The 12,220-nt window shown below is 72.7% G+C and carries 12 protein-coding genes; 5 read left to right on the top strand and 7 right to left on the bottom strand.

Features of this window, described 5'->3' with window-relative positions; all coding sequences use genetic code 11:
* Nucleotides 1–65: 65 nt before the first annotated feature.
* The 3 genes from ACWEGE_RS23955 (at nucleotide 66) to ACWEGE_RS23945 (ending at nucleotide 3,207) form a co-directional block, all read left to right on the top strand.
* Nucleotides 66–1,253 (top strand): acetyl-CoA C-acetyltransferase, encoded by a 1,188-nt coding sequence (locus ACWEGE_RS23955; protein ID WP_449662662.1) that lies wholly within the window; start codon nucleotides 66–68, stop codon nucleotides 1,251–1,253.
* Complete coding sequence (gene meaB, locus ACWEGE_RS23950) at nucleotides 1,254–2,219, top strand: methylmalonyl Co-A mutase-associated GTPase MeaB (protein WP_449662661.1); 966 nt, start codon at nucleotides 1,254–1,256, stop codon at nucleotides 2,217–2,219.
* A 262-nt stretch (nucleotides 2,220–2,481) separates the two neighbouring features.
* Nucleotides 2,482–3,207: a peptidylprolyl isomerase gene (locus ACWEGE_RS23945; protein ID WP_449662660.1), complete on the top strand. Its 726-nt coding sequence runs from the start codon at nucleotides 2,482–2,484 to the stop codon at nucleotides 3,205–3,207.
* Between the two features lie 276 nt (nucleotides 3,208–3,483).
* Here ACWEGE_RS23945 and pdxR read toward each other — a convergent pair whose 3' ends face one another.
* On the bottom strand, nucleotides 3,484–4,866 hold the full coding sequence (pdxR, locus tag ACWEGE_RS23940) for a MocR-like pyridoxine biosynthesis transcription factor PdxR (protein ID WP_449662659.1): 1,383 nt from the start codon (nucleotides 4,864–4,866) through the stop codon (nucleotides 3,484–3,486).
* 46 nt (nucleotides 4,867–4,912) lie between these two features.
* On the opposite strand from pdxR, the gene ACWEGE_RS23935 reads away from it, so the two are divergent.
* Nucleotides 4,913–5,374 carry a carboxymuconolactone decarboxylase family protein gene (locus ACWEGE_RS23935; RefSeq protein ID WP_449662658.1) on the top strand — a complete coding sequence of 154 codons (462 nt, stop codon included), beginning with the start codon at nucleotides 4,913–4,915 and terminating at the stop codon, nucleotides 5,372–5,374.
* A complete protein-coding gene (locus ACWEGE_RS23930) occupies nucleotides 5,371–6,108 on the top strand; it encodes an isocitrate lyase/PEP mutase family protein (protein ID WP_449662657.1) in 738 nt (245 codons plus the stop codon). Before ACWEGE_RS23935 ends, ACWEGE_RS23930 begins: the two co-directional genes overlap by 4 nt.
* Before the next feature lie 73 nt (nucleotides 6,109–6,181).
* On the opposite strand, the gene ACWEGE_RS23925 is transcribed toward ACWEGE_RS23930, so the two are convergent.
* The 6 genes from ACWEGE_RS23925 to ACWEGE_RS23900 form a co-directional block, all read right to left on the bottom strand.
* The gene (locus tag ACWEGE_RS23925) at nucleotides 6,182–7,789 is read right to left on the bottom strand and encodes a solute symporter family protein (RefSeq protein WP_449662656.1); all 1,608 of its coding nucleotides are present in this window, start codon (nucleotides 7,787–7,789) and stop codon (nucleotides 6,182–6,184) included.
* Complete coding sequence (locus ACWEGE_RS23920) at nucleotides 7,786–8,133, bottom strand: DUF485 domain-containing protein (RefSeq protein WP_449662655.1); 348 nt, start codon at nucleotides 8,131–8,133, stop codon at nucleotides 7,786–7,788. The genes ACWEGE_RS23925 and ACWEGE_RS23920 overlap by 4 nt, the downstream gene beginning before the upstream one ends.
* A gap of 70 nt (nucleotides 8,134–8,203) precedes the next feature.
* Nucleotides 8,204–9,928 (bottom strand): sodium/solute symporter, encoded by a 1,725-nt coding sequence (locus tag ACWEGE_RS23915; RefSeq protein WP_449662654.1) that lies wholly within the window; start codon nucleotides 9,926–9,928, stop codon nucleotides 8,204–8,206.
* 82 nt (nucleotides 9,929–10,010) lie between these two features.
* Entirely contained in the window at nucleotides 10,011–10,361 is a 351-nt protein-coding gene (locus tag ACWEGE_RS23910) for a hypothetical protein (RefSeq protein WP_449662653.1), read from the bottom strand.
* Between the two features lie 25 nt (nucleotides 10,362–10,386).
* Nucleotides 10,387–11,142 (bottom strand): LytR/AlgR family response regulator transcription factor, encoded by a 756-nt coding sequence (locus ACWEGE_RS23905; RefSeq protein ID WP_449662652.1) that lies wholly within the window; start codon nucleotides 11,140–11,142, stop codon nucleotides 10,387–10,389.
* Nucleotides 11,139–12,185: a sensor histidine kinase gene (locus tag ACWEGE_RS23900; RefSeq protein ID WP_449662651.1), complete on the bottom strand. Its 1,047-nt coding sequence runs from the start codon at nucleotides 12,183–12,185 to the stop codon at nucleotides 11,139–11,141. The genes ACWEGE_RS23905 and ACWEGE_RS23900 overlap by 4 nt, the downstream gene beginning before the upstream one ends.
* Between the last annotated feature and the right edge of the window lie 35 nt (nucleotides 12,186–12,220).

Raw genomic sequence — 12,220 nt, 5'->3', positions numbered from 1 at the left:
TCAAGAAGCCCCGCTCCCGGGTATGGTCGGCGAAACTGCCCATGCGCCGAAGCTTGGAGGACGCCGTGTCCGGTTCCGTGATCCTGGGTGCCGCCCGTACGCCGATCGGGCGCCTGCTGGGCTCCCTCAAGGACTTCACGGGAGCTCAGCTGGGCGGGGTCGCGATCAAAGCGGCCCTCGAACGCGCCGGGGTCGCCCCGGACGCGGTGCAGTACACGATCATGGGCCAGGTGCTGACCGCCGGCGCCGGCCAGATCCCCGCCCGCCAGGCCGCCGTCGCCGCGGGCATCCCGATGAGCGTGCCCGCGCTGACCATCAACAAGGTCTGCCTCTCCGGCCTCGACGCCATCGCGCTCGCCGACCAGCTCATCCGCGCCGGCGAGTTCGACCTCGTCGTCGCCGGTGGGCAGGAGTCGATGACCCAGGCGCCGCACCTGCTGCCCAAGTCGCGCTCCGGCTTCAAGTACGGCGACACCACCCTCGTCGACCACATGGCCTACGACGGTCTCTTCTGCGCCTTCGACCAGGTCGCCATGGGCGCCTCCACGGAGAAGTACAACTCCCGCTACGGCGTCACCCGTGAGCAGCAGGACGCCTTCTCCGCGCGCTCCCACCAGCGCGCCGCCGAGGCGATCAAGAACGGCTACTTCGCCGACGAGATCGCGCCGGTCGCCATCCCGCAGCGCAAGGGCGACCCGGTCGTCTTCGACACCGACGAGGGCGTCCGCGCCGACACCACCGCCGAAGGCCTCGCCAAGCTGCGCCCGGCCTTCGCCTCCGACGGCACCATCACCGCGGGCTCGGCCTCGCAGATCTCCGACGGCGCCGCCGCCGTGATCGTGGCCAGCAAGGCCAAGGCCGAGGAGCTCGGCATCACGCCGCTCGCCGAGATCGGCGCGCACGGTGTCGTCGCCGGGCCCGACGCCAGCCTGCACGAGCAGCCCTCGAACGCCATCCTCGCCGCGCTGGCGAAGGCGAACCTGACCGCCGACGCGCTCGACCTGGTCGAGATCAACGAGGCCTTCGCCGCCGTCGGGCTCGTCTCCACCGAGAAGCTCGGCCTCGACCCGGAGAAGGTCAACGTCAACGGCGGTGCCATCGCCCTCGGCCACCCGATCGGCGCCTCCGGCGCCCGGCTCGCCGTGCACCTGATCCACGAGCTGCGCCGCCGCGGTGGCGGGCTCGGCGCGGCCGCGCTGTGCGGTGGCGGCGGCCAGGGCGACGCCCTCCTGCTGCGGGTGCCGACCGCGTAAGTGGCCGGCCCACTCGACCTCGACGACCTCGTCGGCCGCGCGCGGGACGGACAACCCCGTGCCGTCGCGCGGCTGCTGTCGCTCGTCGAGGACGCCCACCCCCGCGTCGCGGAGATCGCGCGGGCGCTGACCCCGCACACCGGGCGGGCCAGGGTCGTCGGGCTCACCGGACCGCCGGGAGTCGGCAAGTCGACTTCGACCTCGGCACTGCTCACCGCGCTGCGCGCGGAGGGCAAGCGGGTCGGCGTGCTGGCCATCGACCCGTCTTCGCCGTTTTCGGGCGGGGCCCTGCTCGGCGACCGGATCCGGATGACCGAGCACGCCACCGACCCCGGCGTGTTCATCCGCTCGATGGCCACCCGCGGGCACCTCGGCGGGCTCTCGTGGGCGACCCCGCAGGCGGTGCGCGTGCTGGACGCGGCCGGGTTCGACGTCGTGCTGATCGAAACCGTCGGCGTCGGTCAGTCCGAAGTGGACGTCGTGAAGCTGGCCGACACCACGGTGGTGCTGCTCGCGCCGGGCATGGGTGACGGCATCCAGGCCGCCAAGGCCGGGGTGCTGGAGATCGCCGACGTCTTCGTCGTCAACAAGGCCGACCGCGACGGCGCCGACGCCACCGTGCACGACCTCAAGCAGATGATCTCCCTGGCGCGCCGGGAAATCCGGGGACCGAGCTGGCGCCAGCCGATCGTGCGGACCGTCGCGGCGAAGGGTGAAGGCGTCGACGAAGTCGTGCGGGCGCTGGCGGCGCACCACGACTGGCTGGTCGAGCACGACGAGCTGGCCCGGCGCCGGGTGGCGCGGGCGCGGGACGAGGTCGAAGCCATCGCGCTCCGGCGGTTGCGGGCCGAGCTCGTGGACCTGCGCGGCGGGGGAAGGCTTGCCGGGGTCGCCGAGCGGGTCGTGGCGCGGGAGCTCGACCCGTTCGCCGCCGCCGAGGAACTGATCGCGGACCTGCGCGGGTAGCGCGGACGCGAGCCGCGTCAGCAGGAACCGGGCCAGCGCAACGGTTCTTCGCCGGAATTCCATGGTGTTCTCCCCTCGTGGGCGGCGGGTTTGCCGCGTGCCGACCATCGTGCGCGGAGGGTCCGACAATTTCCGGGGTTCGGGCGCGGAGGTTCACCCGATGGGCTGACAGGGGACGACTTTCGCCGGTTCTGGCTGTCGGTGCCGGGCCCTAGACTGCGGGGCGCTCCGGAACCGGGCGATCACTGGGAGGGCGTGCAGCATGAAGAAGACACTTCTCACCGCGCTGGCGGCGGGCGCGTTGTTCGTGGCCGGGAACGGCGTCGCCGCGGCGGCCGACGCCCCGCCGCCGAAGACGACCCACGGGCCCTGCCAGTACACCGAAACCCCGGACGAGCCGCCCGCGCGCCCGGTGCCGCTGCCGCCCGACCCGCGGCACACGCCGAGCCACGGGAAGGTCGACGTCGCCATCCCGACCAGCCAGGGCGCGCTGCCACTGCGGCTGGACCGCGCGAAGGCGCCGTGCACCGTGCAGAGCTTCCTGCACCTGGCGCGGCACCGGTTCTACGACCACACGGTGTGCCACCGGCTCACCGCGTACCCGACGTTGAAGGTGCTGCAGTGCGGCGACCCGACGGCGACCGGCGAGGGCGGGCCGGGGTACAAGTACAAGGACGAGCTGCCGGTCGACCTGCCGCCGGCGCCGACCGACCCGACCGGTGCCCGGCGGGTCTACGCGCGTGGCCTGCTCGCGATGGCCAACGCTGGGCCGGACACGAACGGTTCGCAGTTCTTCGTCGTGTACGGCGATTCCGCGCTGCGGCCGAACTACACGGTGTTCGGGACGGTCGGTGCGGAGGGGCTGAAGACGCTCGACAAGATTGCGGCCGGCGGGATCCAACCGACCGCGGAGGAGCCGTCACCGGTCGACGGGACGCCGGTGCTGCGGACGGAACTGCTTCGGGTGCGGCCGGACTGCTGGCTCTGACGGTGGCCGCGGGCCGCTCCGGTGGGGTGGCCCGCGGGCATCACCTGTGTCCGGCGGGGTTTCGCGGGTGATCGGGCGGGCTTCATGCGTGATTGAGGGGGCATCACGTGTGATTGGAGGGGCATCACTCGTGATTGGGAGGTCGACTCGCGTACCTCGAGGGTCGGGCCGCGTGCCTGAAGGGTCGGTCGGCGTACCTGGGCGGACGACTCGCGTACTTGGATGGACGACTCGCGTACCTGGATGGACGACTCGCGTGATTGGGGCGGAACTGGGTTAGGGGGGTGGTTCGGTTAGGGCCTCTACCAGGTTTTGGGTTGCGCCGGCGAAGGCGTGGGCCGGGGTTGCCGCGTAGCCGACGATGAGGCCGCCGGGGCCGTTGGGGGTCATCCAGTGGCCGGACAGGCCTTCGATGCCGATCGAACGGCGGCGGCAGGCCGCGAGGACCGTGGCCTCGGACGGGCCGTCCGGCGGCAGCATGAGGAGCAGGTGCAGGCCGGCCGCGATGCCGTGCGGGCGGACCGAAGCCGGCAAGGCGGCCAGGAGACGGGTGCGGCGGGCACGGTACTCCGCGCGGCTGCGGCGGACGTGCCGGTCGTAGGCACTCGAGTCGATCAGCTCGGCCAGCGCCAGCTGGTTCAGCAACGCCGGCCGCGAACCGCTGTCGGCCATCGCCGCGCGGACCGGCTCCACCAGCGAGCGCGGCAGGACCAGCCACGCGAGCCGGAGCGCCGGGGCGAGCGTCTTGCTCGCCGTTCCCGCGTACACCACCCGCTCCGGCGCCAGCGCCTGCAACGCCCCGACCTGCTGGCGGTCGAAGCGGAACTCGCCGTCGTAGTCGTCCTCGAGCACGTACCCGCCGGACTCGCTCGCCCAGCGGGCCAGCGCCGCCCGGCGCGGTGGGGCCAGGGTGACGCCGGTGGGGTACTGGTGCGCCGGCGTGACGACCACCGCCGGACTGTCCAAAGCGGACACGTCGATCCCGGCGCCGTCGACGTCCACGCCGACGATCCGCGGGCCCTGCGCCGCCGCGATCGACCGGTACATGCCCAGCGACGGGTTCTCGAACGCCATCTCGTCCGTACCCAACGACGACCAGGCCCGCGCCACCACCGCGATGGCGTGCGAAAAGCCGTGGCACACCACGATCCGCGCCGGGTCGGCGACCACCCCGCGGGCCCGGGCCAGGTAGCCGGCGAGGGTGTCCCGCAGCTCCGGCGCGCCCAGCTCCGACTCGTAGCCGAACGCCGACGCCGGTGTCCGCAGCAGGGCCCGGCGGGTCGCGGTGAGCCATGCCTGCCGCGGGAACGCCGTCAGGTCCGGCCGTCCCGGTCGCAGGTCCCAGCGCGGCGCCGGTTCGCGCGGGGCCTGCCGGGGCGCCGACTGCGGGAGCGAGCCCGCCGTCGCCACCCGGGTCGGTGCGCCCTGGGCCGTGCGCAGGTACCCCTCCGCGGCGAGATCGGCGTAGACGCGGGTCACCGTGCCGCGGGCGACGCCGAGGTCGTGGGCCAGCGCGCGGGTCGAGGGCACCGCCGCGCCCGCCTGCCACCGGCCGTCCCGGATGGCCGCGCGGATCGCCGCCGCGAGCCCGGCGCGGCCGGACGAGGGCTGCCAGCCGAGGTGGACGTCGAGGCCGGAACTGGACCACGATTCCGTCATGTGACTGGACCATACCCGTGGACCAGTTCGCACTAGCGTGGACGGCATGAGCAAGCGAATCGCGCTCGGGGGCGCCCCCGAGCTGTACCGGGCGATGGCGAACCTGCAGGCCGAGGTGAACAAGGCCGGCGCCAACGCGGGGCTCGACCCCAAGCTGCTGGAACTGGTGAAGACCCGCGCGTCGCAGCTCAACGGCTGCGCGTACTGCCTCGACATGCACTCCCGCGACGCGCTCGAGCTGGGCGAGTCGCCGCGGCGGCTGTTCGTGCTCGACGGCTGGCGCGAGACCGACCTGTTCACCGAGCAGGAGCAGGCCGCCCTCGCCCTCACCGAAGCGATGACCAAGCTGTCCGCCACGCAGACCGTCCCGGACGACGTCTACGAGCAGGCCGCGAAGGTGTTCACCGAGGACCAGTACCGCGCGGTCGCGTGGGAGATCATCGCCATCAACAGCTGGAACCGGATGACCATCACCAGCCACACACCGCTGCCGAAGCGGGACGCGTGAGCGCCGCCGCGCTCAAGGCGCTGCACGTCCCCGGCAAGCCGCTGGTGCTGCCGAACGTCTGGGACGCCGACACCGCGAAGCTCGTCGAGGCCGCCGGGTTCCCGGCCGTCGCCACCAGCTCGGTCGCCGTGGCGGCCGCGCTCGGGTTCGCCGACGGCGAGCAGGCGCCCGCGGCCGAGATGTTCGCCGCCGCGGCCCGGATCGCCAAGGCGGTCGGCGTCCCGGTCACCGTCGACGCCGAGTCGGGCTACGGCCTCTCCGGCGCCGAACTGGCGGGCCGGCTGCTCGACGCCGGCGCCGTCGGCTGCAACTTCGAGGACACCGACCACGCGACCGGCGACGTGCGGCCGGTCGAGGCGCAGGCGGCCCGGATCGCCGCCCTGCGCGAGGCGTCCGGCGACGGCTTGGTGATCAACGCCCGCGTCGACTCCTTCCGCGGCGTGGACCCGGAGGAAGCGATCGAAGCGGGGATCGCCAGGGCGAAGGCGTACCTCGAAGCGGGTGCCGACTGCGTCTACCCGATCCACCTGCGCACGCCGGAGCTGATCGCGGAGTTCGTGCGGGAGACCGGGGGTGCGGTCAACACGGCCGCCTGGCCGGGCGGCCCGGGCCTGGAGCGCCTCGCCGATCTGGGGGTGGCGAGGATTTCGCTGGGTGGCGGGCTCTGGCAGTACCTCCGCAAGCAGCTGGAAAGCACGCTCAAGAGCGTCGCCGAGGGCAAGCTGCCGTACTGAAATGGCCGAAGGCCGCCGCGAGGGGATCGGGAACACCCTCGCGACGGCCTTCGGTGTCGGTGCACCAGCGGGACTAGTGGACGACCGCCTTCTCGGCGCCCGCGCCGGTGAGGGAGCGGACCTCCATCTCGGCGTACTTCTTCTCGTTGTGCTCCTTGGACAGGATCGTGCCCAGCCAGCCGAGGATGAACGCGGCCGGGATCGAGACGATGCCCGGGTTGGGGAGCGGGAACCAGGCGAAGTCCACCGTCTTGATCATCGACGTGCTCTTGCCGGACACCGCCGGCGAGAACACGATCAGGATGATCGTGATGGCCAGGCCGCCGTAGATCGACCACAGCGCGCCCTGGGTGTTGAACCGCTTCCAGAACAGCGAGTAGAGGATCGTCGGCAGGTTCGCCGACGCCGCGACCGCGAAGGCCAGCGCCACCAGGAACGCCACGTTCTGCCCGTTGGCCAGGATGCCGCCGCCGATGGCGAGGGCACCGATCACCACCGCGGTGATCCGGGCGACCTTGACCTCCGAGTCCGGCGAGGTCTGGCCGCGCTTGACGACGTTCGCGTAGACGTCGTGGGCGAAGGACGCCGACGCCGTGATCGTCAGGCCGGCGACCACCGCGAGGATGGTCGCGAAGGCGACCGCGGAGATCAGGCCCAGCAGCACCGGGCCGCCCAGCTCCAAGGCCAGCAGCGGCGCGGCGGAGTTGACCCCGCCCGGTGCCTTCTTGATCGTGTCCGGCCCGACCAGCGCACCGGCGCCGTAGCCCAGGACCAGCGTGAACAGGTAGAACACGCCGATCAGGGCGATCGCCCAGACGACCGAGCGACGCGCGTCGCGGGCTGTCGGCACCGTGTAGAAGCGCATCAGGACGTGCGGCAGGCCCGCCGTGCCCAGCACCAGCGCGATGCCGAGGGAGAGGAAGTCCAGCTTGGACGTCCCGGTGGCGCCGTACTGCTTGCCCGGGCCGAGCAGCGTCTGCCCGGCCTTGCCCGCCTTGTCGACGGCGGCCTGCAGCAGCTGCGAGAAGTTGAAGCCGTACTTGCCGAGCACCCACAGGGTGATCACGAGCGCCCCGACGATGAGCAGCGCGGCCTTGATGATCTGCACCCAGGTGGTGCCCTTCATGCCGCCGATCAGCACGTAGGCGATCATGATCACGCCGACCACGGCGATCACCAGCGCCTGCGCGCCCTTGCCTTCGACGCCGAGCAGCAGCGCCACCAGGCCGCCGGCGCCCGCCATCTGCGCGAGCAGGTAGAAGAACGACACGGCCAGCGTCGACGTCGCGGCCGCCGCCCGCACCGGGCGCTGCTTCATCCGGAACGCGAGCACGTCGCCCATCGTGAACTTGCCGGTGTTGCGCAGCAGCTCCGCGACCAGCAGCAGCGCGACGAGCCACGCCACCAGGAAGCCGATCGAGTAGAGGAAGCCGTCGTAGCCGTTGATCGCGATCGCGCCGGCGATGCCGAGGAACGACGCCGCCGACAGGTAGTCACCCGAAATGGCGATGCCGTTCTGCGGGCCGGTGAAGGCGCGGCCGGCGGCGTAGTAGTCCGACGCGGTCTTCGTGTTGCGGCTGGCCCGGAACACGATCACCAGGGTGATGATCACGAAGAGGGCGAAGATGCTGATGTTGAGGGCGGAATTGCTGCCCTCGACGCTCGCGGCGAGGATCTTCATGCCTGGTCCTTTTCGATGTCCTCACGGATCTTCTCCGCGACCGGGTCCAGCTTCCGGTTGGCGTACCGGACGTAGAGGCCGGTGATGACGAACGTCGAGACGAACTGCAGCAGGCCGAAGATGAGGCCGATGTTGATGTTGCCGACGACCTTGGTGCTCATGAAACCGTGCGCGTAGTCCGCCAGCAGCACGTACAGCAGGTACCAGACGAGGAACAGCGCCGTCATCGGGAAGACGAACCGGCGCAGGCGGCTGCGCAGCTCGCGGAACTCGGTGCTTTCGTGTGCCCGTTCCCAGATCGTTTCGGATGTCTCCGGGGGCCCGCCGGTGTCGGTCGTGCTCATCGCTGCTCCCTGCGACGCTGCGGAAAGTGACGTGCGACACCGTAGGGACGCGTGAGGCCGACGTGAAGGATCAGCGGTTCAACAGCCGGGTCAGACGACGAACGGTTGACGAACGGTCACGCGGCCGGGTCGAACGGGGTTCGTCGAGGTGGAGGCGCAGCATCGCCGCCGTCGACCAGCCGGGGGGTCTGCCCCGCAGGGAGACCAGTGCCATTGCGCCGAAGGCCAACGGTACCGACCAGGGTGCCGGTTGCTGCACCAGGATCGCCACCCAGCCGTGCAGCGGCGGCCCGGCGAGGGCGTACAGGATCGAGGCGGTCGACGTGACCAGCCCGGTCAGCACGCCGGCGATCCCGCCGGTCGCGGTCAGCCGCGGCCACCAGATGCCGAGCACCAGCAGCGGGCAGAACGTCGACGCGGCCACGGTGAACCCCCAGGTGACCAGGACGCCGGCGTCGAGCTCGGCCGAGCGCAGCGCCAGCAGCACCATCGCCCCGGCGACGCCGAACACCGCGATCCGCAGCCGCCGCAGCCCGCCGGGGACGAGGTCGTGCGCGAGCGCGCCGGACATCACCAGCAGCAGGCCGAGCGACGTCGCCAGGAACGCGGCGAACGCGCCCGCCGTCAGCAGCGCCGTGAACAGGCCGCCCGCCCAGCCGCTGTCGACCTGGTACGGCAGCGCGACGACCACCGTGTCGGTCGCGCCCGAGAGGTACAGCCCGGGGACGAGCACCCGGCCGAGCACGCCGTAGACGCCGGGGAAGAGGTAGAAGACGCCGAGCAGGGCGACCGTGATCGCCGCGGTGCGGCGCGCGGCGCGGCCGTCCGGGCTGGTGTGGAAGCGCATCAGGACGTGCGGCAGGCCCATCGTGCCCAGCATGGTCGCGATGAGCACGGCCCAGGTGCCGAGCAGCGGGTAGCCCTGGTCGCCGAGGTCGAGCAGCGGCCGCCGCCAGTCCGGGCCGCCGAGCGCGGCGCCGCCGCGGACCGCCGGGACGGCCGCGCCCGTGCCGAACACGACCTCGTCCTGGCTGTGCGCGGTGAACTCGCCCGGCGGCAGGGTTTCCACGACGCCGTTGCGCCGCACCGGGGTCGGTTCGCGGATCTCCATGGTCACGTCGACCTCGAACCGCACCGGGGTCTCGCGGGCGAAGTGGGTGAACTCGACGGGGTTGAGCGCGTCGGTCCGGTTGACCGCGCCGGCCTGCAGCACCAGCCAGATCGCCGGGATGAGGAACAGCAGCAGCTTCAGGACGAACTGGAACGCCTGCACGTACGTCGCCGCGCGCATGCCGCCCAGCGCCAGGGTGACGCTGACCGCGGCGCCCGCCAGCACCACACCGACCCAGTACGGCGTGCCGCCGACCGCGGCGAGCACCAGGCCGGCGGTGCGGAACTGGGGGACGACGTAGATCGTGCCGATCACCAGCACGACCACCGCCGCCAGGCGGCGCAGGGCGGGGGAGTTGAGCCGGGCCTCGGCGAAGTCGGGCACGGTCAGCGCGCCCGACCGGCGCATCGGCGCGGCGACGAGCACGAGCATCGCGATGTACCCGGCGGTGAAGCCGACGGGGTACCACAGCGCCCCGATGCCGTCCTTGACGACGAGCCCGGCGATCCCGAGGAACGACGCCGCCGAAAGGTACTCACCCGAGACGGCCGCGGAGTTCACCAGCGGCGAGATCCGGCGGGACGCGACGAGGAAGTCCGACGTCGTGCGCATGGCGGCGACCCCGCGGACGCCGATCAGCAGCGTCATGAGCACCACCGGCGCGACGGCGAGCGCGACGCCCACTACCGCTCCCTGCCGCGCTCGAGCGCCCCAAGGCGGCCTTGGGTGCGTGTGACGCACCGAAGGCCACATCGGGGCGCTGGGGTCACTGGTCGTCCTCGATGCGCTCGGCGCGGCGGAGCTGCCAGCGGGCCAGCAGCGCCATCACGGGGTAGGGCAGGACCGCGAGCAGCAACCAGGACAGCGGGATGCCCAGCAGCCGCACGGTGTCCAGTGCCGGGAACAGCGCGAAGACGCCGGGGAGGCCGAGCAGCAGCGTGAACATGAGGACCAGCGCGGGGAGGCCTCGGCGGCGCTGGGCGGCGTAGAGGGCGGTGGCGCGCTGGGTGTCGCCCGCGGGGAGCCGGGGCTGGCGCCAGCGGCCGCGCGACCGGCGGCGGGCGTGGGCCAGCCGCGTCTGCGGGCTGGTGACGGCGACCCGGCGGATCTTGCTCATCGCGGCCCCGGCCGGCGGCGGTCACTCATCGCGAGCCCGAGCCGAGCTGGCCGCGTTGCGCGGCTTCCAGCAGCCGGTCGCGCAGGTCCCGCGCGTGCCGGCGGCTGACCGGGACGTCCCCCGCCTCGGTGTGGGCCAGCAGCCCGCCCGCCGTGTCGCTGCGCAGCTCCAGCACCGCCCCCACGGCCAGCAGGAAACCGCGGTGGACCCGGCTGAACCCTGTTCCCTCCCAGTACTCCTCGAGCCGGGAGATCGGCATCCGGACCAGGTGGACCCCGCCGCGCGTGTGCAGCCGGACGTAGTCGCCGTGGGCCTCCACGAACAGGACGTCGTCCCGCCGGACGTAGCGCGTCCGCCCGCCGGCCTCGACCGGCAGCGCCGCCATCGCGTCCGGCGTCGGCCGCGACGCCGGGGTCGCCATCCGCAGCACCTTCGCCAGCGCCGCCGACAGCCGTTCGGTCCGGACCGGCTTGAGCAGGTAGTCGACCGCGCCGATGCCGTAGGCCGCCACCGCGTGCCCGTCGTGCGCGGTGACGAACACGATCACCGGCGGCTCGCTCAGCTTCGCCAGCAGCGACGCGAGTTCGAGCCCGTCGAGCCCCGGCATCGAGATGTCGAGGAACACCGCGTCGAAACGATCCGCCTGAAGCAGCTTCAACGCCTTCAGCGCGTCACCCGCCCCGACGACTTCGCCGACTTCGGGCGCTTCGCGCAGCATGCGGCAGAGCTCGTCCAGCGCGGGCGGGAGGTCGTCGACCGCGAGCACCCGGAGCCCGGTCACGGCAGCACCCCCGGCTGGAACCGCGGCACCCGCACGATCACCCGGGTGCCGGCCCCGACCTCGGTTTCCACGGTCAGGCCGTACCAGGCGCCGTAGACGTCCCGCAGCCGTCTGTCCACATTGGCCAGTCCGAGCCCGGCCGGGTCGTCCTCGCCGACGCGGCCGGCGAGGAGGTCCGCCGCCCGCTTCGGGTCCATGCCGACCCCGTCGTCCTCGACGAAGATCACGCAGTCGTTCCCTTCCGCCTGGCCGTGCACCTGGACCTGCCCGGTGCCCGACCGCGGCTCGATGCCGTGCCGGATCGCGTTCTCCACCAGCGGCTCCAGCACGAGGTACGGCACGGCAACGGCGAGGATCTCCGGCGCCACCCGCACCTGCACGCGCAGCCGTTCGCCGAGCACCGCCTTCTGCAGCGCCAGGTACGTCTCGATCGCCCGGAACTCCTCGGCGACCACGGTGTACTCACCGTGGCGAGCCAGGCTGTAGCGGGTGTAGTCGGCGAAGTCGAGCATGAGGTCGCGCGCGCGGTCGGGGTCCGAGCGCACCAGCGACGCGATCACGGTCAGGGCGTTGTAGACGAAGTGCGGCGACATCTCCGCCCGCAGCGCCCGCAGTTCGGCCTGGGCCGCCTGCTCCGCCGACGCTTCGAGCCTGCCGCGTTCCAGCGCCTGCACGACGAGGTCGGCGGCCTGGGCCGCGACCGCGTCCCGGACGTCCCCGACGACCAGCAGCGCCCCGGCCAGTTCGTCGCGGACGTGCAGCGGCAGCGCGAGGACCTCCGGTGCCGAGCCGGGTTCCTCGCTGTGGAGCACGCTGTCGAGCACCGTCGCGACGACCGCGTCGGGTCCGGGCCGTCCCGACCAGAGCAGCGACCCGGACAGGTCGGTGAGGCCGAGCCCCGGGAAGCCGAAGAGCCGGCGCAGGCGGTGCGCGGCCCGGCGGGCGGGCATGCCGGACAGGCCGTCGCGCAGGTCGTCGGTGATGCGGCGGGCGGCGGCGAGCACCGGCAGCGGGTCGGCGCGGGACGCCGGGCGCAGGTGCACGGTCGGGCCTCCCCTCGGCGGCGGTGTCCAGGGCA

The sequence above is a fragment of the Amycolatopsis sp. NPDC004747 genome (assembly GCF_053601335.1).
The sequence above is the reverse complement of the archived record's forward strand: the minus strand, read 5'-3'. Positions and strand labels throughout refer to the sequence as shown.